21 protein-coding genes are annotated in these 24301 nt (G+C 74.1%); 11 read left to right on the forward strand and 10 right to left on the reverse strand.

The annotated features are described in order from the left end of the window. Nucleotides 1-93: 93 nt before the first annotated feature. Nucleotides 94-945 carry a LysR family transcriptional regulator gene (locus ACFXHB_RS29335; protein ID WP_380577694.1) on the forward strand — a complete coding sequence of 284 codons (852 nt, stop codon included), beginning with the start codon at nucleotides 94-96 and terminating at the stop codon, nucleotides 943-945. A 36-nt stretch (nucleotides 946-981) separates the two neighbouring features. On the opposite strand, the gene ACFXHB_RS29340 is transcribed toward ACFXHB_RS29335, so the two are convergent. Next, on the reverse strand, nucleotides 982-1506 hold the full coding sequence (locus ACFXHB_RS29340) for an ATP-binding protein (protein ID WP_380577695.1): 525 nt from the start codon (nucleotides 1504-1506) through the stop codon (nucleotides 982-984). Between the two features lie 344 nt (nucleotides 1507-1850). On the opposite strand from ACFXHB_RS29340, the gene ACFXHB_RS29345 reads away from it, so the two are divergent. The 7 genes from ACFXHB_RS29345 to ACFXHB_RS29375 all read left to right on the forward strand — a co-directional run bounded on the left by ACFXHB_RS29345 (nucleotide 1851) and on the right by ACFXHB_RS29375 (nucleotide 13659). Then, nucleotides 1851-3578, forward strand: a complete 1728-nt coding sequence (locus tag ACFXHB_RS29345) for an acyclic terpene utilization AtuA family protein (RefSeq protein ID WP_380577696.1) — start codon at nucleotides 1851-1853, stop codon at nucleotides 3576-3578. Continuing rightward, nucleotides 3575-5173, forward strand: coding sequence for an acyl-CoA carboxylase subunit beta (locus tag ACFXHB_RS29350; protein WP_380577697.1), 1599 nt, complete (start codon nucleotides 3575-3577; stop codon nucleotides 5171-5173). The genes ACFXHB_RS29345 and ACFXHB_RS29350 overlap by 4 nt, the downstream gene beginning before the upstream one ends. Before the next feature lie 22 nt (nucleotides 5174-5195). Then, nucleotides 5196-7133: an acetyl/propionyl/methylcrotonyl-CoA carboxylase subunit alpha gene (locus tag ACFXHB_RS29355; RefSeq protein WP_380577698.1), complete on the forward strand. Its 1938-nt coding sequence runs from the start codon at nucleotides 5196-5198 to the stop codon at nucleotides 7131-7133. Nucleotides 7134-7214: 81 nt separating this feature from the next. After that, a complete protein-coding gene (locus ACFXHB_RS29360; RefSeq protein ID WP_380577699.1) occupies nucleotides 7215-8417 on the forward strand; it encodes an acyl-CoA dehydrogenase family protein in 1203 nt (400 codons plus the stop codon). A gap of 351 nt (nucleotides 8418-8768) precedes the next feature. Continuing rightward, entirely contained in the window at nucleotides 8769-10355 is a 1587-nt protein-coding gene (locus ACFXHB_RS29365; protein ID WP_380577700.1) for a 4-coumarate--CoA ligase family protein, read from the forward strand. Nucleotides 10356-10422: 67 nt separating this feature from the next. Continuing rightward, complete coding sequence (locus tag ACFXHB_RS29370; RefSeq protein ID WP_380577701.1) at nucleotides 10423-11043, forward strand: TetR/AcrR family transcriptional regulator; 621 nt, start codon at nucleotides 10423-10425, stop codon at nucleotides 11041-11043. Between the two features lie 150 nt (nucleotides 11044-11193). Further along, nucleotides 11194-13659, forward strand: coding sequence for a SpoIIE family protein phosphatase (locus ACFXHB_RS29375; RefSeq protein ID WP_380577702.1), 2466 nt, complete (start codon nucleotides 11194-11196; stop codon nucleotides 13657-13659). A 73-nt stretch (nucleotides 13660-13732) separates the two neighbouring features. On the opposite strand, the gene ACFXHB_RS29380 is transcribed toward ACFXHB_RS29375, so the two are convergent. The 9 genes from ACFXHB_RS29380 to ACFXHB_RS29420 form a co-directional block, all read right to left on the reverse strand. Continuing rightward, nucleotides 13733-15298 carry an MFS transporter gene (locus tag ACFXHB_RS29380; RefSeq protein ID WP_380577703.1) on the reverse strand — a complete coding sequence of 522 codons (1566 nt, stop codon included), beginning with the start codon at nucleotides 15296-15298 and terminating at the stop codon, nucleotides 13733-13735. 61 nt (nucleotides 15299-15359) lie between these two features. Further along, on the reverse strand, nucleotides 15360-15914 hold the full coding sequence (locus ACFXHB_RS29385; RefSeq protein WP_380577704.1) for a TetR/AcrR family transcriptional regulator: 555 nt from the start codon (nucleotides 15912-15914) through the stop codon (nucleotides 15360-15362). Between the two features lie 173 nt (nucleotides 15915-16087). Then, nucleotides 16088-16480 (reverse strand): cell division protein SepF, encoded by a 393-nt coding sequence (locus ACFXHB_RS29390; protein WP_329486140.1) that lies wholly within the window; start codon nucleotides 16478-16480, stop codon nucleotides 16088-16090. 267 nt (nucleotides 16481-16747) lie between these two features. Beyond that, on the reverse strand, nucleotides 16748-17278 hold the full coding sequence (locus ACFXHB_RS29395) for a DinB family protein (RefSeq protein ID WP_380577705.1): 531 nt from the start codon (nucleotides 17276-17278) through the stop codon (nucleotides 16748-16750). Between the two features lie 114 nt (nucleotides 17279-17392). Further along, nucleotides 17393-18184, reverse strand: coding sequence for a TVP38/TMEM64 family protein (locus ACFXHB_RS29400; RefSeq protein ID WP_380577707.1), 792 nt, complete (start codon nucleotides 18182-18184; stop codon nucleotides 17393-17395). Between the two features lie 147 nt (nucleotides 18185-18331). Further along, the gene (locus tag ACFXHB_RS29405; RefSeq protein WP_380577708.1) at nucleotides 18332-18871 is read right to left on the reverse strand and encodes an RICIN domain-containing protein; all 540 of its coding nucleotides are present in this window, start codon (nucleotides 18869-18871) and stop codon (nucleotides 18332-18334) included. Between the two features lie 58 nt (nucleotides 18872-18929). Then, complete coding sequence (locus ACFXHB_RS29410; RefSeq protein ID WP_380577709.1) at nucleotides 18930-19472, reverse strand: RICIN domain-containing protein; 543 nt, start codon at nucleotides 19470-19472, stop codon at nucleotides 18930-18932. 40 nt (nucleotides 19473-19512) lie between these two features. Continuing rightward, nucleotides 19513-20298: a dienelactone hydrolase family protein gene (locus tag ACFXHB_RS29415; protein WP_380577710.1), complete on the reverse strand. Its 786-nt coding sequence runs from the start codon at nucleotides 20296-20298 to the stop codon at nucleotides 19513-19515. 121 nt (nucleotides 20299-20419) lie between these two features. After that, nucleotides 20420-21697: an MFS transporter gene (locus ACFXHB_RS29420; protein ID WP_380577711.1), complete on the reverse strand. Its 1278-nt coding sequence runs from the start codon at nucleotides 21695-21697 to the stop codon at nucleotides 20420-20422. A 156-nt stretch (nucleotides 21698-21853) separates the two neighbouring features. Between ACFXHB_RS29420 and ACFXHB_RS29425 the strand changes: the two genes are divergently transcribed. The 3 genes from ACFXHB_RS29425 to ACFXHB_RS29435 all read left to right on the forward strand — a co-directional run bounded on the left by ACFXHB_RS29425 (nucleotide 21854) and on the right by ACFXHB_RS29435 (nucleotide 24293). Beyond that, the gene (locus ACFXHB_RS29425; protein WP_380577712.1) at nucleotides 21854-23047 is read left to right on the forward strand and encodes an ROK family transcriptional regulator; all 1194 of its coding nucleotides are present in this window, start codon (nucleotides 21854-21856) and stop codon (nucleotides 23045-23047) included. A gap of 223 nt (nucleotides 23048-23270) precedes the next feature. After that, the gene (locus ACFXHB_RS29430; protein WP_380577713.1) at nucleotides 23271-23687 is read left to right on the forward strand and encodes a molybdopterin-binding protein; all 417 of its coding nucleotides are present in this window, start codon (nucleotides 23271-23273) and stop codon (nucleotides 23685-23687) included. Between the two features lie 159 nt (nucleotides 23688-23846). Continuing rightward, nucleotides 23847-24293: a hypothetical protein gene (locus tag ACFXHB_RS29435; protein WP_380577714.1), complete on the forward strand. Its 447-nt coding sequence runs from the start codon at nucleotides 23847-23849 to the stop codon at nucleotides 24291-24293. The last annotated feature ends 8 nt before the right edge of the window (nucleotides 24294-24301 follow it).

Raw genomic sequence — 24301 nt, forward strand, 5'->3', positions numbered from 1 at the left:
GGACCATGCTGCTCTCGGACCCCGGTGGCGGTCCAAGACCGATCGGGTGGGAAACGATACCTTCCAGGTATTGATCCGGAGTACCGTGGCCGGATGGAGACCAGGGAACTGCGCTACTTCGTCGCTGTCGCGGAGGAGTTGCACTTCGGGCGCGCCGCGCAGCGGCTCGGGATCGCACAGCCGCCCCTGTCACGGGCGATCCGGCAGCTCGAACGCCGACTCGGGGCGACGCTGCTGGATCGGACCAGCCGCACCGTCACGCTGACCGAAGCCGGCTCGGTGCTGCTGGCCGAGGGCCGGGCGGCCCTCGGCGCGGTCGACGCCGCCGAGCGCCGGACCCGCCGCGCCGCCCTTCCCGCGACCGGCCGACCCGGCCTGGTGCTGGTCACGAAGGCCAGCGCGTCCAGAGAACTGCTGGCGAGACTGCTCGACGCGTACGCCGCCGAACCCGGCGCCGTCCCCGTCGACGTCATCCTGTGCGGCCCGGCCGAGCAGGAACGACTCCTGCGGGAGGGCCGGGCCGATGTGGCGCTGCTGCACCGGCCGTTCGACTCGACGGCCGGGTTCCACACCGAAGAACTCGGCGCGGAGGGCCAGGTGGTGGTCCTGCCGGCCGGGCATCCGCTCACCCTCCGGACCCACGTGCACATGGCCGACATCACCGGCCTGCCGGGCCTGCCCCTGCCACGCTGGCCCGATCGCGACGGCAGCTACCCGCCCGGCCTCGGCCCGCAGGTCCGTGACCACGCGCAGTTGTTGCAGCTCGTCGCGCTCGGCCGGGCGTGCGCGGTCTCGCCGGAGTCGTGCCGGGCCCACCTGCACGGCGACCTCGCCGCCGTGCCCGTGCTGGACGCGCCGACGGTCACCACCGTGATCGCCTGGCCGCCGCACAGCCGGTCCAGGGCCGTCGCCGACCTCGTCCGGACTGCCACCCGGCTCCAGTAGCCCCAGCGCGCCTGGCCGGGTGGGCGGGGCGGAATCTCAACTCTTGACGGCGTCCGCGATCCGCAGGGCGGCCTGGGCGGGCGTGAGGTGCGTGGTGTCGACGACCTCGGCCTCGGCGTGCAGCCACGTGCGGGCCGCCTCGGCGTAGGGTGCGAGGTATTTGAGACGGAACGGGGAGTCGGGACCGAGAACGGTGTCGCCCGCGATGCGCCCGCGGAGGGTCTCCTGGTCGGCGTGGAGGACGAAGTGCCGTACCGGAATGGCATGGTGGGCGAGGCCTGTGCTGATCTCGCGCCAGTACTGCTCGACCAGGACCGTCATGGGCATCACCAGGGTGCCGCCGGTGTAGTCGAGTACGCGGCGGGCGGTCTCGACCACGAGTGGCCGCCACGGCGGCCAGTGCTGGAAGTTGTCGGTCCCGGGCAGTCCCGGCGTGATGTCCATGAGTGTCTCGCCGACCTTCTCGGCGTCGAACACCCGTGAATCCGGGAGCAGCTGCTGCACGAGGGCGCCGGTCGTCGTCTTGCCCACACCGTGGGTGCCGTTGAGCCATACGATCATGGATCCCGATCCTAGGGCTGCGCGGGCCGCGAGAACGGGCACAGGGCAGATCTTCATGGATCGATACGGGGGCTGACACTGTCCCACCATGCGTGGCCGGGTTCCCAGGACCCCGGCCCGGTTCGGGTGACTCGCCGTGGTCGCCGAGCCGACCGGCCGGCTGTCGGTTCCAGTGGCCAACCGCGGCTTCCCGTCGCAGGCGGTCGGTCCTGGCCGGTGCCCCGCCGGGCGGCGCGGGGGAGGAAAACAAGCAGGCGTGATTGCTTTTTCCTGGGTCCGGTGCCACGCTGCTGCCCGACGGCAAGCGTGGCAGGCGTTGGGCCACCGGTAGGGGAGGCGCACCTGTGGGGTCGCGTTCGGTACTGCGGATCGGCAACGCGTCGGGCTTCTACGGGGACCGCTTCTCGGCGGTCCGCGAGATGCTCACGGGTGGGCCGCTGGACGTTCTGACCGGGGACTACCTGGCCGAGCTGACCATGCTCATCCTGGCCCGGGACCGGCTCAAGGATCCCTCGCTGGGCTACGCGAGGACCTTCCTGCGGCAGATGGAGGAGTGCCTCGGCCTGGCGTTGGAGCGCGGGGTGCGGATCGTGGTCAACGCGGGCGGGCTCAATCCGGCGCGACTCGCCGACGCCATCCGCGAGTTGGCGCGGCGGCAGGGGCTGGAGCCGGCCGTCGCCCACGTCGAGGGTGACGATCTGCTCGCCCGCCGGTCCGAACTCGGCCTCCCCGAGGGCCTGCTGGCCGCCCACGCCTATCTGGGCGCCTTCGGCATCGCCGAGTGCCTCGCCGCCGGGGCCGACCTGGTGGTCAGCGGCCGGGTCACCGACGCGGCGCTGGTCGTCGGCCCGGCGATCGCCCGATTCGGCTGGGGGCCGGGGGACTTGGACCCGCTCGCCGGTGCGGTGGTGGCCGGGCACGTCCTGGAGTGCGGTGCGCAGGCCACCGGCGGGAACTACGCGTTCTTCGGCGAGCACGACGTCACCCGGCCCGGCTTCCCGGTCGCGGAGCTCGCGGCGGACGGCTCCAGCGTCATCACCAAGCATCCGGGCACCGGCGGCGCCGTCACCATCGGCACGGTCACCGCCCAACTCCTCTACGAGACGGGCGACGCGCGCTACCTGGGCCCGGACGTCACGGCCCGGCTGGACACCGTGCGGCTCGCCGAGGAGGGCCCGGACCGGGTCCGGATCCACGGTGTGCGGGGCGAGGCGCCGCCGCCGACGCTCAAGGTCGGGCTGAACCGGCTCGGCGGTCACCGCAACGAGGTGGTCTTCGTGCTGACCGGGCTGGACATCGAGGCCAAGGCCGCGCTGGTGCGCCGGCAGCTGGCCGAGGCGCTGCCGCCCGAGGTCGCCCCCGCCGAGCTGCGGTGGACCCTCGCCCGCACCGACCACCCCGACGCCGCCACCGAGGAGAGTGCCTCCGCGCTGCTGCGGCTCACCGCCCGGGATCCCGACCCGGCCAAGGTCGGACGTGAACTCGGCAAGGCAGCCGTGGAGTTGGGCCTGGCCGGCTACCCCGGGTTCCATCTCACCGCGCCGCCCGGTCCGGGCGTGCCGTACGGGGTGTTCACCGCGGCCCACGTCGACGCCAAGGCGGTGGAGCACACCGCCGTACTGCCGGACGGACGGCGGGTCGTCGTGCCGCCCGCGCCGGTGACCGGTCCGGCCGGGCCGCTGTCCGACTCACCGTCCGACCGACCGCCGGACTCGCTGCCGGAGCCGCCCGCGCCCGGCCCGTGTGTCCGGGCGCCGCTGGGGCGGGTGGCGGGGGCCCGGAGCGGCGACAAGGGCGGCGACGCCAACCTCGGGGTCTGGGCCCGCAGCGCGGACGGCTGGCGCTGGCTCGCCCACACCCTCACCGTGCAGCGGCTGCGCGAACTTCTCCCGGAGACGGCCGAGTTGCCGATCACCCGGCAGGTGCTGCCGCATCTTCGCGCGGTCAACTTCACCATCACCGGCCTGCTCGGCGAGGGCGTCGCCGCCCAGCACCGTTTCGACCCGCAGGCCAAGGCGCTGGGGGAGTGGCTGCGCTCCCGCCATCTCGACATCCCGGAGGCGCTGCTGTGACCGTTCTGCCCACCCGCCTCGACCCGGCGGGCGCCGACTACGCCGAACACCGTGCCGCGATGCTGGCCAGGCTCACCGAACTGGACGCCGAACACGCGAAGGCGCTGGCCGGCGGTGGCCCCAAGTACGTCGAACGCCACCGGGACCGGGGGAAATTGCTGCCGCGCGAGCGGATCGAGCTGCTGGTCGACCAGGACTCGCCGTTCCTGGAGCTCTCCCCGCTCGCCGCCTGGGGCAGCGACTATCCGGTCGGCGCGGCGCTGGTCACCGGGATCGGGGTGATCGAGGGTGTCGAGTGCGTCATCACGGCCAACGACCCCACCGTGCGCGGTGGGGCCAGCAATCCCTGGACGCTGCGCAAGGCCCTGCGAGCCAACGAGGTCGCCCTGACCAACCGCCTCCCGCTGGTCAACCTGGTCGAGTCCGGCGGTGCCGACCTGCCCAGCCAGAAGGAGATCTTCATCCCCGGGGGCGCCCTCTTCCGTGACCTCACCCGACTCTCCGCGGCCGGGATCCCCACCGTGGCCGTCGTGTTCGGCAACTCCACGGCCGGTGGCGCGTACGTACCCGGCATGTCCGACCACACCGTGATGGTGAAGGAGCGGGCGAAGGTCTTCCTGGGCGGCCCGCCGCTGGTCCGGATGGCCACCGGGGAGGAGTCCGACGACGAGTCGCTCGGCGGCGCGGAGATGCACGCCCGCACCTCGGGCCTGGCCGACCACTTCGCGGTGGACGAGCCGGACGCGCTGCGGCTGGCCCGGCGGGTCGTCGCCCGGCTGAACCACCGCCGCGGGGGCCCCGGACCGGACCCGCTCGCCGAGCCGCCCCGGTACGCGGAGGAGGAGCTGCTCGGCATCGTCCCGGGCGATCTCAAGATCCCGTTCGACCCGCGCGAGGTGATCGCCCGGATCGTCGACGGCTCGGACTTCGACGAGTTCAAGCCGCTCTACGGCACCAGCCTGGCCACCGGCTGGGCCCGGTTGCACGGCTACCCGGTGGGCATCCTCGCCAACGCCCAGGGGGTGCTGTTCAGCCCGGAGTCGCAGAAGGCCGCGCAGTTCATCCAGCTGGCCAACCAGCGCGACATCCCGCTGCTCTTCCTGCACAACACGACCGGCTACATGGTCGGCAAGGACTACGAGCAGGGCGGCATCATCAAGCACGGCGCGATGATGATCAACGCCGTCGCCAACTCCACGGTGCCGCACCTGTCGGTGCTGATGGGCGCCTCCTACGGGGCCGGCCACTACGGGATGTGCGGGCGGGCGTACGAACCGCGCTTCCTGTTCGCCTGGCCGAGCGCCAAGTCGGCGGTGATGGGACCGCAGCAGCTCGCCGGGGTGCTGTCGATCGTGGCCCGGCAGTCCGCGGCGGCCAAGGGGCAGCCCTACGACGAGGACGCGGACGCCGCGATCCGGGCGATGGTCGAGCAGCAGATCGAGGCGGAGTCGCTGCCCGTCTTCCTCTCCGGCCGGCTCTACGACGACGGGGTGATCGATCCCCGCGACACCCGGACCGTGCTCGGCCTCTGCCTCTCCGCGATCCACAACGCGCCCGTCGAGGGCGCGCGCGGCTACGGCGTCTTCCGCATGTGAGCCGACTCTGAGAGGGACCGACATGATCACCAACCTGCTGGTCGCCAACCGGGGCGAGATCGCCCGCCGGGTCTTCCGCACCTGCCGGAGCCTCGGGATCGCCACCACCGCCGTGTACGCCGACCCGGACGCCGACGCCCCGCACACCGGGGAGGCCGATGCCGCCGTCCGCCTGCCCGGCGCGGCGCCCGCGGACACGTACCTGCGCGGCGACCTGATCGTCAAGGCCGCGCTGGCCGCCGGGGCCGACGCCGTCCACCCCGGTTACGGCTTCCTCTCCGAGAACGCGCAGTTCGCCCAGGAGGTGCTCGACGCCGGCCTCACCTGGATCGGCCCGCCGCCGGCGGCGATCGCCGCGATGGGCTCCAAGACCGCCGCGAAGCGCCTGATGGCCGCCGCCGGGGTGCCCGTGCTCGCCGCCGTCACCGACCCCGTCGAGGCCGACCTGCCCCTGCTGGTGAAGGCGGCTGCGGGTGGCGGCGGGCGCGGCATGCGGATCGTCCACCGGCTCGACGAGCTGGAGCCCCGGCTGGCCGAGGCCCGCGCCGAGGCGGCCAAGAGCTTCGGCTCGGACGAGGTGTTCTGCGAGCGCTACCTGCCCACCGGCCGGCACGTCGAGGTCCAACTGCTCGCGGACCTCCACGGCACGGTCTGGGCGGTCGGCGAGCGCGACTGCTCGCTGCAGCGCCGTCACCAGAAGGTGGTCGAGGAGGCCCCGGCCCCCGGCCTCGACGAGGCGGTGCGCACCGCCCTGCACGCGTCCGCCGTCGCCGCCGCCCGGGCGATCGGCTACACCGGCGCCGGTACCGCCGAGTTCCTCCTGGGCCCCGACGGCCGGTTCCACTTCCTGGAGATGAACACCCGCCTCCAGGTCGAGCACCCCGTCACCGAGTGCGTCACCGGGCTCGACCTGGTCGCCCTCCAACTGCGGGTCGCCGAGGGCGAGCCGCTGCCCGGACCGCACCCGCCCGCCCCGCGCGGTCACGCCATCGAGGCCCGCCTCTACGCCGAGGACCCGGGCCGCGACTGGCAGCCGCAGACCGGCCTCCTGCACCGTCTCGAACTCCCCGGTGTCACCGCCGAGTTCACCACGGCCGCCGGTGACACCGGGCTGCGCCTGGACTCCGGGGTGGCGGCCGGCAGCGTGATCGGCGTCCACTACGACCCGATGCTCGCCAAGGTCGTCGCCTGGGCGCCGACCCGGGCCGCCGCCGCCCGCCGGCTCGCCGACGCGCTCACCCGCGCCCGGATCCACGGGCCGCTCACCAATCGCGGCCTGCTCGTGGCGGCTTTGCGCCACCCCGCCTTCCTGGCCGGCCGGGTGCACACCGCCTTCCTGGCCGAGCACGCCGCCGACCTCACCGCCGCCCCCGGCGGGGACGCCCTGCCCGCGCTCGCCGCCGCGCTGGCCGACGCCGCGGCCCGCCGCCGCGGCGCGGCGCTGCCCTCCGGCTGGCGGAACCTGCCCTCGCAGCCGCAGAGCAAGCGGTACGCCGCCGCCGACGCCACCGAGTACGAGGTCCGCTACCGGTTCGGCCGCACCGGGCTCGTCGCCGAGGCGCACCCGGGCACCACGCTCGTCTCCGCGACGCCCACCAGGGTGGTCCTCGACACCGACGGTGTCCGGAGCGCCTTCGACATCGCGCGCCACGGCGACCGGGTCCACCTGGACACCCCGGCCGGCGCCACCGTGCTGACCGTCCTGGAGCGCTTCGCCGATCCGGCTTCCCAGACCGATCCGGGGGCGCTGCTCGCGCCGATGCCCGGCACCGTCGTCCGGACCGCCGCGGCCGTCGGCGACACCGTCACGGCCGGCCAATCGCTGCTCTGGCTGGAGGCGATGAAGATGGAGCACCGCGTCACCGCCCCCGCCGACGGCGTCCTCACCGAACTCCGCGCCGTCCCGGGCCAGCAGGTCGAACTCGGCACCCTGCTCGCCGTCGTCCAGCCCGCGCCCTGATCCCGCCCCGCAGCCGCGCCCGTTCCCGTTCCCGTTCCCGTTCCCGCCCGTTCCCCGTACCCGCCCGGAAGGACAAACCGCATGTCCGCACCGCGCACCACCACGCCCGGCAGCCCGCTGATCGAGACCCCCGAACGCCAGGCCCTGCGCCGCGCGGTGGCCGACCTCGGCCACCGCTACGGCTCCGCGTACTACCTGGGCAAGGCCCGCGAGGGCCGGCCCGCGGACGAGCTCTGGGCCGAGGCCGGCAAGGCCGGCTACCTCGGGGTCAACCTGCCCGCCGAGTACGGCGGCGGGGGTGGCGGCATCACCGACCTCGCCATCGTCCTGGAGGAACTCGGCACCGCTGGCTGCCCGTTGCTGCTGCTGATCGTCTCCCCGGCGATCTGCGGCACGGTGATCGCCCGGTTCGGGACCGAGCGGCAGAAGCGGCAGTGGCTGCCCGGACTCGCCGACGGCACCCGCAGGATGGCCTTCGGCATCACCGAGCCGGACGCCGGCTCCAACTCCCACCGGATCTCCACCACCGCCCGCCGCGACGGCGAGGACTGGCTGCTCACCGGCCGCAAGGTGTTCGTCTCCGGCATCGACCACAGTGACGCCGTGCTGTTCGTCGCCCGCGCCGAGAGCACGGACGCCGGAGGGGGCCGGACCGGCAAGCTCCGGCCCGCCCTCTTCATCGTCCCGCGCGACACCCCCGGGTTCGAGTACCACCCGATCCCGATGGAACTCGTCGCCCCCGAGAAGCAGTTCCAGGTCTTTCTGGACGACGTCCGACTGCCCGCCGAGGCCCTGGTCGGCGACGAGAACGCCGGACTGCTGCAGCTCTTCGCGGGCCTCAACCCCGAGCGGATCATGACCGCCGCGTTCTCGCTCGGCCTGGCCCGCCAGGCCCTCGGCAAGGCCGTGGAGTACGCCAGGACCAGGACGGTCTGGTCGACTCCGATCGGCGCCCACCAGGGTCTGGCCCACCCGCTCGCCCAGTGCGCGGTGGAGATCGAGCTCGCCCGGCTGATGACCCAGAAGGCCGGTCTGCTCTACGACGGCGGCGACGACCTCGCCGCGGGCGAGGCCGCCAACATGGCCAAGTACGCGGCCGGCGAGGCCGCCGCCCGCACCGTCGACCAGGCCGTCCAGACGCTGGGCGGCAACGGGCTCACCCAGGAGTACGGGCTGGGCGCCCTGCTCGCCGCCACCCGGGTCGGCCGGGTCGCCCCGGTCAGCCGGGAGATGGTGCTCAACTTCGTGGCCCAGCACACCCTGGGGCTGCCCAAGTCGTACTGACGGGGCGAACACGGACCCGGCGCTCCCGGGGCGAACACCCGCGCGACGCCGACGGCGCAAACCACCGTCTGTGCGAGGCGCCGACCGGTCCGGCGCGACGGGCCGACGGCCCTCCGGCGGACCGGCCAGCCGGGTGCGCCCTGGTCGCGGGCGGATGGCCGGGGCGGACCGCGGCCGCCCCGCGGACCGGGCCCTCCGGCGGGTCGTTCGGGATTGGACGATCCTTCGTCACAATGGAGCAACGTCTCGCCACTGTCCGTATGCTCCTGTCCGCGAGCTCGGCCGACCGGCGGGCCAGGACCACTCGCCGGCCACCCGACCGGGCGTCAACTACCCCTTTGGAGGCACGCCTTGGTGTTCCACAGCGAGTTCCCGGACGTCGGCACCGTCGATCTGCCGATCCATGAGGCGGTGCTCGGCGCCGCCGCCCGGTACGGCGACCGGCCGGCTCTGATCGACGGGGTCACGGGGGAGTCGGTCAGCTACGCGCGGCTCGCCACGGCCGTCCGCCGGGCAGCCGCCGGACTGGCCGAGGCAGGCGTGCGCCAAGGTGACGTGGTCGCGCTGTTCAGCCCCAATACGATCGCCTACCCGATGGCCTTCTACGGCGCGACCCGGGCCGGCGCCACGGTGACCACGGTCTCCTCCCTCGCCACCCCCGGCGAGCTGGCCGGCCAGCTCGCCGACAGCGGCGCCCGCTGGCTGATCACCGTCTCGCCGTTCCTGGCCACCGCCCGGCAGGCCGCCGGGAAGCTCGCCGCCGAGGGCCGGGCGCTCGCCGAGATCATCGTGCTGGACGGCGCCGAGGGTCACCGCTCCCTGGCGGACCTGCTCGCGTCCGCGGGCCCCGACCCCGAGCCGGTCATCGATCCCGGCACCGACATCGCCGTCCTGCCCTACTCCAGCGGGACCACCGGCCTGCCCAAGGGCGTGATGCTCACCCACCGCTCGATCGCCACCAACCTCGCCCAGACGGACGCCCTGTACCGGCCGGCGGAGGGCGAGCGGATCCTCGCCGTCCTCCCCTTCTTCCACATCTACGGCCTCGCCGCCCTGCTCAACCAGCCGCTGCGGTGCGGCGCCACCGTCGTCGTGCTGCCGCGCTTCGACCTGGAGCAGTTCTGCCGCACCGTGCAGGAGCAGCGCGTCCAGGCGCTGATCGTGGCCCCGCCGATCGCCCTCGCCCTGGCCAAGCTCCCGGTGGTCGACCGCTTCGACCTCTCCTCCGTGGAGTACCTGCTCTGCGCGGCCGCCCCGCTGGACACCGAGCTGGCCGACACCTGCGCCCGGCGGCTCGGCCTGCCGCACATCCTCCAGGGGTACGGCATGACCGAGCTGTCACCGGTCTCGCACGTCGTCTCCCCGACCGAGACCGACCCCTCGCCGGGCTCGGTCGGCCGGATGGTGCCCTCCACCGAGCTGCGGGTCGCCGCCCTGGACGGCAGCGGCGCCGATCTCGGCCCGGGCGAGCCGGGCGAGCTGCTGATCCGCGGCCCGCAGGTGATGAAGGGCTACTTCGGCCGCCCCTCCGACACCGCCGCCACCGTCGACGCCGAGGGCTGGCTGCACACCGGCGACGTCGGCTACGTCGACGAGCGCGGGTACCTCTACGTCGTCGACCGGGTCAAGGAGCTGATCAAGTACAAGGGCTACCAGGTCGCCCCCGCCGAACTGGAGGCCCTGCTGCTCACCCACCCGCAGATCGCCGACGCCGCGGTGATCGGCGTCCTGGACGCGCAGGGCACCGAGTACCCCAAGGCCTTCGTGGTCCGCGCCCCCGACAGCGCGCTCACCGAGCAGGACGTCACCTCCTTCGTTGCGGGCGAGGTCGCCCCGTACAAGAAGGTCCGCGCGGTGGAGTTCCTGGACGCCGTCCCCAAGTCGGCCGCCGGCAAGATCCTGCGCCGGGAGCTGCGCGCCCGTGAGGCCGCCCGCTGAGGCCGGCCGCCGATCTGCGAGGATCGACCCCGCCCGGACACCGCACGGACAGGACCAGTCGCCGCCGATGACCGCCCACCCCGCCGCCCGCACCCCCCAGCAGGACCGCAGCCGCGCCACCCGGCAACGGCTGCTGGCGGCGGCCGTCGAGTGCCTGGCCGAGGTCGGCTGGAACGGCGCCACCGTCACCGTGGTCGCCGAACGCGCCGGGGTCTCCCGGGGCGCCGCCCAGCACCACTTCCCGACCCGCGAGGACCTGTTCACCGCGGCCGTGGAGCACGTCACCGCCGAGCGGCTGGCAGCCGTCCGCGCCCACGCGGACGAGTTGCCGGCCGCTGGCCCCGACCGCACGGTGGCCGTCGTCGACATGATCGTGCGCCTCTACACCGGGCCGCTGTTCCGCGCCGCCCTCCAGCTGTGGGTCGCCGCCGCCACCGAGGAACCGCTGCGTGCGCGGATCGTCGCACTTGAGGGCCGGGTCGGCCGCGAGGCCCACCGGGCGGCCGTCGAGTTCCTGGACGCCGACGAGAGCTGCCCCGGGGTCCGGGAGACGGTGCAGGCGACCCTGGACCTGGCGCGCGGTCTCGGACTGGCCAATCTGCTCTCCGACGACAGTGCCAGACGATCCGGAGTGATCCGGCAGTGGGCGGGCCTTCTGGAGGGTACGCTGCGGCCGGTACGCCCATGACGCCCGTACTGCAGGCCCGTCCGAGGAACCTCTGACCAAGGGGTCGCCGGGCGGCCGATGTCCGTGCAGTCTGGAGAAGAACCCCGGCCGGCACGGACCACGAGGCCCCGCCCGGCCGGACACGAGCCGAACGCGGGGTGCTGGCTGATCATGCACGGACACGAGTGGGACGCGACCGACGCCGCCGGCCCCGCACCGGGCGGAGCCTCCGTACGCCTGGACGGCCATCGCCTCGTCCCGCTCGCCACCGCGCTGCTCCAGGAGGACGGCCTCATCCTGCACTGGAGCGAGGACGCCGAGGCGCTGCTCGGCTTCTCGGCCGAGGAGGCCGTCGGCAGCTACGCCGCCCAGCTGCTCACCGAGCGGACCGACCGCCCCGAGGTGCTCTCCCTGTTCGAGCGCATCATGAGCGGCAAGGGCTGGTCCGGCGTCTTCGCGGTCCGCCACCGCGACGGCCACGTCGTCGAGCTTGAGTTCCGCACGTACCCGATCGCCGGTCCCGGCGGCACCCTGCTGCTGCTCGCCACCGCCTCCGACACCGAGACCCTGCACCGGGTCGAGGCGGACCTCGCCGTCCTCGACGGCATCTTCGGACAGTCCCCGATCGGCATGGCCGTCTACGACACCGACCTGCGCTACGTCAGGCTCAACGGGGCGCTGGCCCGGATGAACGGCGTCCCGGTCGAGGAACACCTGGGGCGCCGGATCAGCGCCGTCCTGCCCGCCATCAACAGCGCCGAGATAGAACAGACCATGAGACAGGTGCTCACCACCGGCAGGCCCGTGGTCGACGCCCGCTCGCACGGACGCGTCCCCGGCGACCCGCGCCGCGACCGTGCCTGGTCCGCCTCGTACTTCCGGTTGGAGGACTCCACCGGCCGGGTCTTCGGCGTCTGTTCCTCCATCATCGACGTCACCGAGCGCTTCCAGGCCGAGGCCCGCGCCGCCCGCGCGCAGGAACGTCTCACCACCATCGCCGAGGCCACCGCCCGGATCGGCACCACCCTCGACCTCCAACGCACCGCCGAGGAGCTGATCGAGGCGGTCGTCCCCCGGTTCGCCGACTTCGCGACGGTCGACCTGCTGGAGCCGGTGCTGCGCGGCTCCGAGCCCGCCGCGATCCCGGAGGACCGTGCCGTCCAGCTGCGCGCCGTCGCCGTCGGCGAGTCCTACGAGTCCGGACTGACCCACGCCGTCGACACCGTCGGGGACGTCTCCGAGTACGCCCCCGACCGCAGCTACACCCAGTGTCTGCGCAGCGGCCGCCCGCTGCTGCGGGCCAGCGTCGACGAGGAGGTGCTGCGCGGGCTGGTCGCCACCGAGGAGCGGGTCGCGCCGGGCATCGAGGCCGGCATCCACTCGTACCTGATGGTGCCGCTGACCGCCCGGGGCATGGTGCTCGGCGGATCCGAGTTCATCCGGATGCGCAACCCCGAGCCGTTCACCGCCGCCGATGTCGCGCTCGCCGAGGAACTGGTCGCCCGCACCGCCATCGCGATCGACAACGCCCGGCTCTACCGCCGCGAACGCGAGACCGCGCTCACCCTGCAGCGCAGCCTGCTGCCGCAGGAGATCCACCGCACGCTCGGCCTGGAGATCGCCTACCGCTACCTGCCCAGCAGCATGACCAGCGAAGTCGGCGGCGACTGGTTCGACGTCGTCCCGCTGTCCTGCGGGCGGGTCGCGCTGGTGGTCGGCGACGTGATGGGCCACGGCATCCGCGCCGCCGCCACGATGGGCCAGCTGCGGACCGTCGCCCGGACGCTGGCCACCCTGGACATGCCGCCCGAACAGGTGCTCACCCGGTTGGACGAGACCGCCTCGGGGATCGGCGAGGGCCAGTTCGCCACCTGTATCTGCGTCGTCTACGACCCGCTGGAGCGCACCGTGCAGGTCGCGTCGGCGGGCCATCTGCCACCGGTCTGGGTCGCCCCCGACGGCACCGCCCGCAGGATCGACGTCCCGCCCGGCGTCCCGCTCGGGGTGGGCGGGGTGGCCTTCGAGTCGATCGGGTTCACCCTCCCCGAGGGCGGCATGCTCACCCTCTACACCGACGGCCTGGTGGAGCGGCGCGGGCAGGACCTCGACGACGGCATCGACCTGCTCGCCCGCACGCTCTCCGGTCCCGGTCGCACCCTGGAGGAGAACTGCGACGCCGTGCTCGGCGCCCTGGTCACCGACGGCACCGACGACGACATCGCGATGATCATGGCCCGGGTGCTGCCGCTGCCCGCCGACCGGATCGCCACCCTCCCGCTCACCGGCGGCGGCCGGCTGCCCGGCCAGGCCCGGCGCTTCACCCGGGCCACCCTGGAGGGCTGGGGCCTGTCCGCGCTCGCCGACTACGCCGAGCTGCTGGTCAGCGAGCTGGTCACGAACGCCCTGCTGCACGCCGACGCCCCGCGCCGGCTCCGGTTGTTCCGCGACCGGGTGCTCACCCTGGAGGTCGCCGACTCCGGCGGCCAGACGCCGCAGCTGCGCCCGTTCGCCGAGCAGGACGAGGGCGGGCGCGGGATGTTCCTGGTCAACGAGCTGGCCCAGCGCTGGGGCAGCCGGCTCACCCGGGACGGCAAGGTGGTCTGGGCCGAGCTGGAGCTGCCGTTCGGGGTCGTCTGACCGCACCAGGACGCGCGGGACCTCGCCCCCGGGGAGGGGCGAGGTCCCGCGCGTGAGGTGGGCCCGGTCCGGGCTAGACGGCCGTCTTCGCGGGCTCCGGCCGCTCCGCCGGCTCCACCTGGTCCCGAGGAGCCTTCGGCAGGCCGCGCAGCAGGCGCCAGGCGAGCGCGGACGCGGCCAGCAGCAGCGCGCCGGCCAGGATCGCGGCGACGTTCATGCCGTGCACGAAGGCGTCGCGGGCGCTCTCCAGCAGCGGACCGGCCAGCGGTTGCGGCAGGCCGTGCGCGGCCTCGACCGCGCCGCCCAGCGACTCGCCCGCCCGGGCGGCCGCGGCCTGGTCCGCCCCGGCCGGCACGGTCAGCCCACTGGCGTAGAGCGAGCCGACCACCGAGCCGACCAGGGCGATGCCCAGGGCCGTGCCCAGCTCGTACGCGGTCTCGGAGACCGCCGAGGCGGCGCCGGCCTTGTCGGCGGGAGCGGCGCTCAGCACCAGGTCGGCGCCGAGCGTGTAGACCACGCCCTCGGCCGTACCGACGATCAGGAAGGCGGCGGCGAGCACCAGGTAGGTCGAGTCCTGCTGGACCCAGCCGAGCAGGCCGATGCCGGTGCCCATCGCCAGCAGGCCCAGCGTCAGGGCGGCCCGGGCGCCCGCCCGGCGGGCCAGCCGGGCGGTCAGCAGACCGCCGACCACGGCTCCGGCGAAGGCCGGCAGCTCGGCCAGGCCGGCCTTCAGCGGCTCGTAGCCGCGGACCAGCTGCAGGTACTGGGAGGTCACGAAGACCACGCCGGAGAGCCCGACCAGCGCGGTGAGCGAGGCCAGCACCGCCGCGGTGAAGCGCCGGTCGGAGAAGAGCCGTACGTCCAGCAGCGGAGTGGCCAGCCGCAGCTGGCGCCGGACGAAGACGGTCAGGGCGGCGGCGCCCAGCACGGCCGCGACGGGGACGTCCCAGCGCGCCACGCCGTGGGCGGCGGCCTCCTTGATCGCGTAGACCACACCGATCACACCGACCAGCGAGAGCGCCACGCTGAGCACGTCCCAGCGGCCCGGCTTCGGGTCCTTGGACTCGGGCAGCAGCCAGGCGCCGAAGACCAGCAGCAGGACCAGCACCGGGATGTTCAGCAGGAACACCGAGCCCCACCAGAAGTGCTCCAGCAGCACCCCGCCGACCACCGGGCCGAGCGCGGCGCCGGCGGTGGCGGCCGCACCCCAGATGCCGATCGCGGTGGCCCGCTCGCGGTCGTCCGGGAAGAGGCTGCGGATCAGCGACAGGGTGGACGGCATGATGGTCGCCCCGGCCACGCCGAGCAGCGCGCGGGCCAGGATCAGCCAGCCGGGGCCGGGCGCGTAGGCGGCCAGCAGCGAGGCGGCGCCGAACGCGGTGGCACCGGCCAGCAGCAGCTTCTTGCGGCCGATCCGGTCGCTCAGCGAGCCCATGCTGACCAGCAGGCCGGCCAGCACGAAGGAGTAGATGTCGCCGATCCAGAGCAGCTGGGTGCCGCTGGGGCGCAGCGTCTCGCTGATCGAGGGGATGGCGAGGGAGAGGACGGTCGCGTCGACGGCGACCAGGGTGACGGCCAGGACGAGGACGGCGAGGCCGGTCCAGCGCTGGCGGGGGCGGGCAAGGACGGTGCTGCTCATGGGTATCGGTTTCCGGCCGCTGTTCCGAGGGCCTGTGGTCCGAGGTGCTGTGGGTGAGGGCTCAGTGCGGCTGCGACGGTCGCAGCGCGCCGCCGAGGAAGAGCTCGGCGAGGGAGAAGGCGGCGTCGCGGGGAGCGAGCTTGCCGTCCTGGAGGGCCCAGCCGACGCCGGCCACCAGATCGAAGAAGGCTTCGCTGAGCCAGCCGGCGGAGAGTTCGACGCGGAACACGCCCTGTTGCTGGCCGCGCAGGAAGAGCGCCTGCAGCCGGGCGATCTGCGACTCCCAGAGCTCGTTGATGTCCTCGTCGTCGTAGAGCTGGTTCTCGCCGGCCAGGAAGGCGCAGAGCGCGGCGTCCGGGACGACCAGGTCGACCAGACGGCGCAGCGCGGCGTGCGCGTCGCCGTCCTCGATGGCGGCCGCGTCCAGGGCGGTGCCGAACGTGCGCAGCCCGAGCATCCCGACCTCGCGGATCAGCGCCTCGCGGCCCGGGAAGAGCCGGTGCAGGGTGGCGCGGCTGATGCCCGCGGCGCGGGCGATCTCGTCCAGGTGGGCGGTCGGGCGGCGGGAGAGCACGCCCACGGCGGCTTCGAGGACGGAGTCGCGGTCGGTGGCCATGGGACGAGTGTACATTGAATGAGACATGGATGTCTCAATATTGATTCGGATGACGCAGTTGAGGCTCTGGTGTCCTCGGCGGGCCGGGATGGGCCGGGGTGCGGGTACGCAAAGACCGGGGACGGCGCTTGCCGTCCCCGGTCGCGGGTCGTGTGCTGCCGGGCGGTGGCCGGTCAGCTCTGGTTGTAGAAGCCGGTCTCGTCCAGCGGTCGGTCGATCACCATCACCTCGACGTCCGCCGGCGTGAGCAGGAACACCCGGCGGGCGATCCGCTCGATCCCGCCGCAGGTGCCGAAGATCAGCCCGGAGGCGAAGTCGACCATGCGCTTGGCCTCGGCCTCGTCCATCTCGGTGAGGTCCATGACGACCGGGATGCTCGCCCGGATGTGCTCGCCGACCGTTCGCGCGGCCTCGAAGCCCGTCGGCCGCAGGGAGACGATCTTCGTGGGAGCGGGGGAGGACGGTACCGTCTCCTGCTCGATCCACTCGTCGTCGTACACCGCGGCCGGGTAGTTCCCGGAGGGCATCAGCCACCCGTTGTGGTGCTCGTCGCGAAGTGCTCCCATGCCGCGCCTCCCTGCCTCGTTCCGTACAGGTCCCCCGGTGCGCGTGTCCTTTTGACACGTCATCCACTCGTCGGAACTGTCCGAGTATCGCACTGATCACCGGTCCCGTGCCGCTCGCGACCCCCGTCCGGGTCGTGCCGCGCCGGAAACCCGGGCGAACCCGGGCAACAGTTGCGACGCAGTGCGGCGGCGGACGGTTGCGCGCGTAGACCATATCGGTCGTGGTCACCGCCCAATTGACCTTCTGTCAACGATGAGGGAACGATTTCACTCGCCGGTGGCGCCGTCGACCCGTTCCCGCAGCAGATCGGCGTGGCCGTTGTGCCGGGCGTACTCCTCGATCAGGTGGACCAGGATCCAGCGGAGCGTCACCTCCCGGCCCTCGCGCGGGCGCTTGCCGACCGTGTCGAGCGGCAGGCCCTCGCAGGCGGCCCGGGCGGCGGTGATCTGTGCCTGCCAGGTGGCGAAGTCCGCCTCGGCGTCGGCGGTGTCCAGGAGGTCGAAGTCGCCGTCCGGGTGCCGCGCCGTCCAGTAGAGGCCCTCGGGCCCGGTGTCCTCGCCGAGCAGGACGGTCCGGAACCAGTAGCGCTCGACCTCCGCCAGGTGCCGGACCAGACCGAGCAGCGAGAGCGAGGACGGCGGGACGGAACGCAGCCGCAGCTGGTCGGCGGTCAGCCCCTCGCACTTGCGGGCGAGGGTGGCGCGGTGGAACTCCAGCCAGGCGGTGAGCATCACCGCCTCGTCCGCGGCCAACGGGGGCTCGGGCCGGTCCACGGCAGGCGTCAGGTCGTTCGTCATGGCGGCCATCCTGGCGCAGCCGGTGGGCCGGAGGCGACCGAATAGTCGGTGGGCGGGCCGGCGTGGTTCCCGCCGGCGCGCCGGGCCCGGGCCCGCGGCAGCCGGGGGCGGCGCTCAGGCCCGCCGGGCGCGGCGGCGCGCGGCGGCCTGCCAGAGCGGGACCAGACTGGCGACGACCAGCGCGACGATCGCGCCGGCCGACAGCAGGAACGCCGCGGAGCCCGGCTCCCCGGCGCTGGCCGCCGCCGTGACGTAGATCGCCGTGGTCGGCACCACCCCGATCGCGGTGGCGGTCAGGAACGGCAGGAACCGCACGCCGGAGAAGGCGGCGCCGTAGTTGCCGGCCTGGAACGGCAGCCCGGGCAGCAGGCGCAGCAGCAGCACGCTGCGGAAGCCCTGCTCGGTGAAGCGCCGGTCCAGCGCGGTCAGCAGGCGCCCGCGCAGATAGGGGCGCAGCGCCTCGCGGCCGAGCGCCCGGCCGAGGACGAAGGCCGCCGCCGCGCCCAGGGTGGTGCCGAGCACGGCCAGCAGGATGCCCTGCTGGATGCCGAGCAGCAGCCCCGCCGCCGCGTTGAGCGCCGGGCGGGGCACGAAGGCGAGCGTGCCCACCGCGTAGACCGCGGTGAACGCGGGGGCCAGCCAGTACCCGGGCACCCCGGCCGGGAGGCCGTGGGAGAGCAGGTCCGACGGGCTCCACAGCAGCAGTGAGCCGGCCGCCGCGGCGAGGATCAGCACCAGCAGGGCGAACCGCGGCCACGGCGAGCGGGGCAGCGGTGCCTGCGGCGCGCCGACGGCGGGTTCGGTCGGCGCGGCCGGTGCGGGTTCGGTCGGTGCGGGTTCGCTCGGCGCGGGCCCGACCGGCGGGGGCGCGGTCGGGGAGAGGGCGGGCGAGGCGGGTTCGGGCACGGCCCGAGCCTAACCGGGTGGCTCGCCGGCCGGGGCGGCGGGTTCACCCCGGGGTTCCGGGGCCACGACCGGCGCCGACCGGTCCGGGCGTCCGCCGCACCACCCGGTCGGCGCCGGTCACCAGCCGGGTGGTGCGGCGGACAGTGGTCAGCTGTGCGAGCCGGGCGGCCAGGGGGAGTAGAGCCAGGCCTGGTTCAGGCCGCTGTTGCGCCCCCACTGGATGACCGGGGTGCCGTCGGCGTCGCTGGAGCCGGCGAGGTCCAGGACCAGCCCGCTGGAGCGGTTGTCCACGGTACGGATCCCGCTGTGGTGGACGATGGTCTCCGACCAGGCCTGGTTGAGTCCGCCGTTGCAGTCCCACTGGCCCGCCCGGGTGCCCCAGGTGGTGCTGTAGGCGGGGATCTCCAGGCACTTGCCGCTGTGCACGTTGACGAGTCGGTCGGTGTCGGTCCAGACCCATTGCTGGTTGTCGCCGCCGGTGCAGCTCCACTGGCGGACGGGGGCGCCGTCGTCGGTGCGCCAGTCGGCGACCTCCAGGCACTTGTTGGTGAGGGCGTTGCGGATCTCGAACGGGACGGTGGTCGCGGCCTGCGCCGAGGCCGGCGCCGCCACGGCGAGCACGCCGGTGACGGCGAGCGCGGCGGCGGAGCCCAGGCGTCCGAGCGCGGAGCTGCGGTGCGTGGTCATGGAGGTCCCCTCGGTGTCGGTGGTCGCGCGGGGGTGGACGAGCGGGGTGGACGGCAGGTCAGTGGTGCGGTCCGGGCGGGAACGGCGAGTAGTACCAGACCTGGTTGTACCCCCCGTTGAGGTCCCACTGGATCACCGGCGCGCCGTCGGCGGTGCTGGCGCCGGCCACGTCGAGGTAGCGGCCGCTGTGGCGGTTGACGAGGTGGCGCAGTCCGCTGTGCAGGCGGTCCGCGTCGCTCCAGGCCTGGTTGAGTCCGCCGTTGCAGTCCCACTGGCCGGCCGGGGCGCCCGGATCGGTGCGGTAGGCGGGGATCTCCAGGCACTTGCCGCTGTGCACGTTGACGAGTTCGTCGGCGTCGGTCCAGACCCACTGCTGGTTGTCCCCGCCGGTGCAGGTCCACTCGCGCACCGGGGCGCCGTTGTCGGTGCGCCAGTCGGCGACCTCCAGGCACTTGTAGGTGGCGAGGTTCCCGATCGCGAACGGGGCGGAGGTCGCGGCCCGGGCCTCGCCCGCCGGGGTGGCGAGTGCCAGCCCGGCGGCGAGTGCGAGGACGGCGGCGGTCGGCCCGAAGCGGTGCCGGACGGATGTGCGGTCGTTCACGAGATCCCCCTGGAGCCGGTCGGTGGTCCCCGCCCCGGGGTCAGGCCGGCCTGAGCCGGTCCGGGGCGGCGAGGAAGGCGAGCAGGCGCTGCCAGGAGGTCCTGGCGGCGTCGGAGTGTTCGACAGCGCTCAGTTCGAAAAAGTTGTGCGGGGCTCCGGAGAACGTCAGGAACTCGTGCGGACAGCCGGCCGCGGTCAGCGCCGCGTCGAAGGCGGTCACCGCGGCGGCCGGGATGTGTTCGTCGGCGCCGCCCCAGAAGGCGAGCACGGGGGCGGTCAGGCCGGGGGCGAGCTGAGTGGGGCCGGGGGCGCCGTTCAGGGCGTCCGGGTAGCCGTAGTACCCGGCCACGCCGGACAGGCCGAACCGGGGCGCGGCGGCGCGGAACGCCTGACGGCCGCCGAAGCAGAACCCGAGGGCGGTCACCTCGGTGACCCCGGTCGCGCGCAGCCGGGAGATGGCGGCGGTGAGGTCGGCGTCGAGGCCGGCCGGCGTGAGGGCGAGCAGGTGCGGCAGCAGGTTCGGGAGTTCGCCGAATTCCGGTCCGCGCTCCCGCGGCGCGGCGCCGGCGGTCCGGCCGTAATAGTCGACGGCGAGCGCGGGGTGCCCCTGCTCGGCGAGCCGGACGGCGGTCGCGCGGTAGAAATCGGAAAGGCCCCGGTTGTCCGGCAGGACGAGTACGCCCGGACCGGTCGGCCGCGCGGGCCGGGCCAGGAAGGCGGCGAACTCCGTACCGTCGCCCGAGGTGAGGGTGAGGGCGGCGGACTCGGCCACGGCGCTGGTGGCGGGAGTGAAGGACGGTGGCGCGGAGTCGGCGTCGTAGCACACGGGGAATTCCTCCACTGGTCGCGGAACTGCCGGGCGCTCGGTGCACCCGGCAGTCGGCGATATTAGCGGGGAATTCCATTCCAGGAGGGGATCATATCGCCGGGGAATTTCTTTGGTAAGGCTATTTCGATGACGGTGTGATCACCTTTTCGGTGGGCCGCCCGGTGGTGGGCGTGGGGTGGTCGCCGCCGGGCGGGTGGGCGGCGTCCGGCTCGGCCCGGCGCAGGGCGCCCGCGCTCAGCAGCAGGGCGAAGGTGAGCGCGGCGACCACCCCGAAGGAGACGGTCAGCGAGGTGGCCTGGGCGAGGGCCCCGATGATGGCCGGTGCCACCAGGCCCGAGGTGTAGGTGACGGTCGCGACGCCTGCGATGGCCTGGCTCGGGTTGGTGCCGATCCGGCCGGCGGCCGCGAAGGCGAGCGGGACGACGACGGCGATGCCGATGCCGATCAGCGCGAACCCCGGAATGGCCAGGGCCGGGCTGTCGGCGAGGACTACCAGCACACCGCCCGTGGTGGCGATCGCGCCGCTGATCCTGGTCGCCCGGACGGCGCCGAGCCGGCGGATCACCGCGTCGCCCGCCAGCCGGCTGACCGCCATGGTGAGCGCGAACGCGGTGTACGAGGCGGCCGCCATCGTGGCCGAGGCGCCGGTGACGTCCTTGAGGTAGACGCCGCTCCAGTCCATCGACGCGCCCTCGGCGAACACCGCGCAGAAGCCGACCAGTCCGATCACGAGCGAGCTGCGCGGCGGCAGGGCGAACCGCGGCGGCTCCTCCTCGCCCTCGGCCGCCCGCAGGTCGGGCAGGCCGCGGCTGACCAGCTGCGCCAGGCCCAGCAGGACCACGGCGGTGACGGCGAGCTGGAGCCGGGCGTCCAGGTCCTGGTGGGCGGCGAGGATGCCGAAGGCGGAGGCCAGCAGCCCGCCCACGCTCCACATCCCGTGCAGTCCGGACATGATCGAGCGGCCCAGGCGCTGCTCGATCTCCACGCCCTGGGCGTTCATCGCCACGTCCGCCATGCCCGCCGTCGCGCCGAAGGCGAGCAGCGCCAGGCAGAGGAACGGCAGCGACGGGGCGAGGGCGGGCAGGGTCAGCGCCAGGCACCAGAGCGAGAGCAGTCCGCGTACGGCGGCCCGCCCGCCGTAGCGGTGGACGAACCGGCCGGCGAGCGGCATCGCGAGCGAGGAGCCGATCGCGGGCATCACCAGGGCCAGGCCGAGCTGGCCGGGGGAGAGGTCCAGTCGGTCCTGGATCCAGGGGATGCGGGTGACGAAGCTGCCGCTGACGGCGCCGTGCACGGCGAACACCAGGCCGATGCTCGCCCTGGCCCGGCGCGGCCGCTCCAGGGCGGCGTCGGGCGGCGGGTCGTGGGGTGGTCCTGCGGTCAGGTGGTCGGTCATCCGGTGTTCCCTCCCGGTCGCGCCGCGGCGCGACGGTGCCCTGTGGGTGCTTCCTGTCGATGGATGCCCGTTCGCCGGGGTTCGTGCCCGCGTGGCGTCCTCCGATAAATTATCAGGAAGGGACCCTGATAGAAACATTCTGGAAGGATGCAGCCCATGACCACCGTGCGTACGGCCACGCCGAGCACCGCCCGGGCGATCAACGACCGGCTGGCGCTCAACCTGTTGCTCGACCAGGGGCCACTGACCGCGACCGAGCTCCGCGATCTCACCGGACTCTCCCGACCCACCGTCGCCGACCTGCTGGAACGGCTGCAGCGGAGCGGCCTGGTCGCGATGGTCGGCGAACGCGGCGAACAGCGGCGCGGTCCCAACGCCCGGCTGTACGCCCTGGTCGCCTCGCGCGCCCACCTCGCCGCGATCGACGTCCGCTCGGGCGGGGTCAACCTGGTCGTCGCCGACCTCGCCGGACACACCCTGGCCACCGCCGAGCTGGCCGTCGAGGGCCGGGGCGACGCCGGCACGGCGGAACGGATCGTCCGCACCCTGCGCGAGACCGCGGCCCGGGCCGGGGTGGAGCGGCTGCACACCGTCGCCGTCGGCGCCCCCGGGCTGGTCGCCCCCGCCACCGGCCGGCTCTACAGCACCGGCGCACTGCCCGGCTGGCACGCCGAACTGCTCACCGCCCTGGAGGCGCTGCCCGGCACCGACGTGATCCTGGAGAACGAGGTCAACCTGGCCGGCCGGGCCGAGTACCGGATCGGCGCGGCCCAGGGCCAGCACACCTTCGTCCTGATCTGGCTCGGCCACAGTGTCGGCGCCGCCGTGATCCTCGACGGGCAGCTGCGCCGCGGCGCGTCCGGCGGCACCGGTGAGATCTGCTTCCTGCCCGTCCCCGGCACCACCGGCCTGCCCGACGCCACCGGCTGCGAGGGCGGTTTCCACGGGCTGGTCGGCAGCGCCGCCGTCTGCGACCTCGCCCGCGCCCACGGGCTGCCCGCCGACCCGGCCGACGACGCCGCGGCCGCCGAGGCCGTCGTCCGGGCCGCGCTCGGCGCGTGCGGCGACGGGGAACCGGGCGGACCGTTCCTGGACGAGCTGGCCGCGCGGATCGCGGTCGGCGCCTCGGCCGTCTGCGTCGTCCTCGACCCGGGCTGCGTCGTGCTCGGGGGCGAGCTCGGCCGGGCCGGCGGGGTCGAACTCGCCGTCCGGGTCGAACGCCGACTCGCCGCGCTCTCCCCGCTTCGCACCGAGGTCCGGGCCGGAACGGCGGGCGGCGGCGCGGTGCTCGCCGGTGCCGTCCTCACCGCCGGCGACGCCGTCCGCCGGGACCTCTTCGGCGAGCCCTGAGGCCGGCCGCCACCACCCGGTGGACGCCGGGGTGCTCCGCTTCGCCCGGCGGGCGGCCGGTACGGCAGGATGGCGGGGACGGCCGGACCAGCGCCGCCGTCGCTCTCCGGGAAGCTCCTCCGGAAAACCCTTCGGGGAACCCTTCCGGGATTCCTCCGGGAGGACCCTCCGGGAGACCGGACGTGATACCGAACGTGAACCGAACCACCGTCAGGAGTCGCACATGGGCCAGTCCGACGCACCGGTCAACCCGTACCGGATCGGCGAGGCCGCGGCGATGCTCGGCGTGAGCGCCGACACCATGCGGCGCTGGGTGGACGCCGGCCGGGTCGCCGCGGTGCGGGACGAGCACGGCCACCGGATCATCCCCGGTGCCCAACTGGCCGCCTTCGCCCGGGAACTCGCCCGCCCCGAGAACGCCGAGGCCGAGGGGCGGCCCTCCTCGGCCCGCAACCGGTTCCCGGGGATCGTCACCGACGTGGTGCTCGGCGATGTCGCGGCGCAGGTGGAGATCCAGGCCGGGCCGTTCCGGGTGGTCTCGCTGATCAGCCGGGAGTCGGCGGAGGAGCTCAAGCTGGTGGCCGGTGCTCCGGCGACGGCGGTCATCAAGTCGACCAATGTGATGGTCGAACTGCGGTGACCGGGCGCACCGGGCCCGGACCCGGGCCCGCGGGCACGCTCGCGCCCCGCCGAAGCCGTGCTGCCCGGAGTCGTGCCGCCCGGAGTCGTGCCGCCCCGCCCGGACCCGTTCCACCGGGCCCGGACCTGTAGACACCGTCGACGAGAGGACCGCCACCCGATGCCCCACCCGCCGCTGCCGTCCACCCAGAGCGCCGTGTTCGCGGTCGAGGCGATGGCCGCCCGGCACGGCCGCGAGGTGCGCGCCGACCACGACATCGGCCGCGACCGGACCTTCGCCGGACTGGTCGCCGGCGACGCCCCGGGCGACGGACTCGACGCGATACCCCACGAGGCCTTCCTGGAGATCGGCGGCCGCCCGGAGATCACCGTCCGTCTCTTCGTCCACGACGAAGCGGTGGTCGCCGTCGAGGGGATCGCCTTCGACGTGGCGCGCGACAGCGTGCCCGCCTTCCTCGACGCCGTCTGGAGCGGGCTCGTCCACGTGCGGCAGCGGACCTTCCCGCCCTCCTGCACACTGATCGTCAGCGTCCCCGGCGAGCCCGGCTACCGGGAGGCCGTCACCCACCTCCAACTGTCCCCGTGGCTCGCGGGGCTGATCCGATGAGCGCTCCG

Source organism: Kitasatospora sp. NPDC059327 (assembly GCF_042752535.1).
GTDB lineage: Bacteria > Actinomycetota > Actinomycetes > Streptomycetales > Streptomycetaceae > Kitasatospora.

Coding starts and splice junctions, on each gene's coding strand:
- ACFXHB_RS29405 (WP_380577708.1), bottom strand. CDS start 18,871: ATGACCACGCACCGCAGCTCCGCGCTCGGACGCCTGGGCTCCGCCGCC.
- ACFXHB_RS29395 (WP_380577705.1), bottom strand. CDS start 17,278: ATGACGAACGACCTGACGCCTGCCGTGGACCGGCCCGAGCCCCCGTTG.
- ACFXHB_RS29435 (WP_380577714.1), top strand. CDS start 23,847: ATGCCCCACCCGCCGCTGCCGTCCACCCAGAGCGCCGTGTTCGCGGTC.
- ACFXHB_RS29335 (WP_380577694.1), top strand. CDS start 94: ATGGAGACCAGGGAACTGCGCTACTTCGTCGCTGTCGCGGAGGAGTTG.
- ACFXHB_RS29370 (WP_380577701.1), top strand. CDS start 10,423: ATGACCGCCCACCCCGCCGCCCGCACCCCCCAGCAGGACCGCAGCCGC.
- ACFXHB_RS29360 (WP_380577699.1), top strand. CDS start 7,215: ATGTCCGCACCGCGCACCACCACGCCCGGCAGCCCGCTGATCGAGACC.
- ACFXHB_RS29375 (WP_380577702.1), top strand. CDS start 11,194: ATGCACGGACACGAGTGGGACGCGACCGACGCCGCCGGCCCCGCACCG.
- ACFXHB_RS29340 (WP_380577695.1), bottom strand. CDS start 1,506: ATGATCGTATGGCTCAACGGCACCCACGGTGTGGGCAAGACGACGACC.
- ACFXHB_RS29380 (WP_380577703.1), bottom strand. CDS start 15,298: ATGAGCAGCACCGTCCTTGCCCGCCCCCGCCAGCGCTGGACCGGCCTC.
- ACFXHB_RS29385 (WP_380577704.1), bottom strand. CDS start 15,914: ATGGCCACCGACCGCGACTCCGTCCTCGAAGCCGCCGTGGGCGTGCTC.
- ACFXHB_RS29420 (WP_380577711.1), bottom strand. CDS start 21,697: ATGACCGACCACCTGACCGCAGGACCACCCCACGACCCGCCGCCCGAC.
- ACFXHB_RS29390 (WP_329486140.1), bottom strand. CDS start 16,480: ATGGGAGCACTTCGCGACGAGCACCACAACGGGTGGCTGATGCCCTCC.
- ACFXHB_RS29355 (WP_380577698.1), top strand. CDS start 5,196: ATGATCACCAACCTGCTGGTCGCCAACCGGGGCGAGATCGCCCGCCGG.
- ACFXHB_RS29425 (WP_380577712.1), top strand. CDS start 21,854: ATGACCACCGTGCGTACGGCCACGCCGAGCACCGCCCGGGCGATCAAC.
- ACFXHB_RS29430 (WP_380577713.1), top strand. CDS start 23,271: ATGGGCCAGTCCGACGCACCGGTCAACCCGTACCGGATCGGCGAGGCC.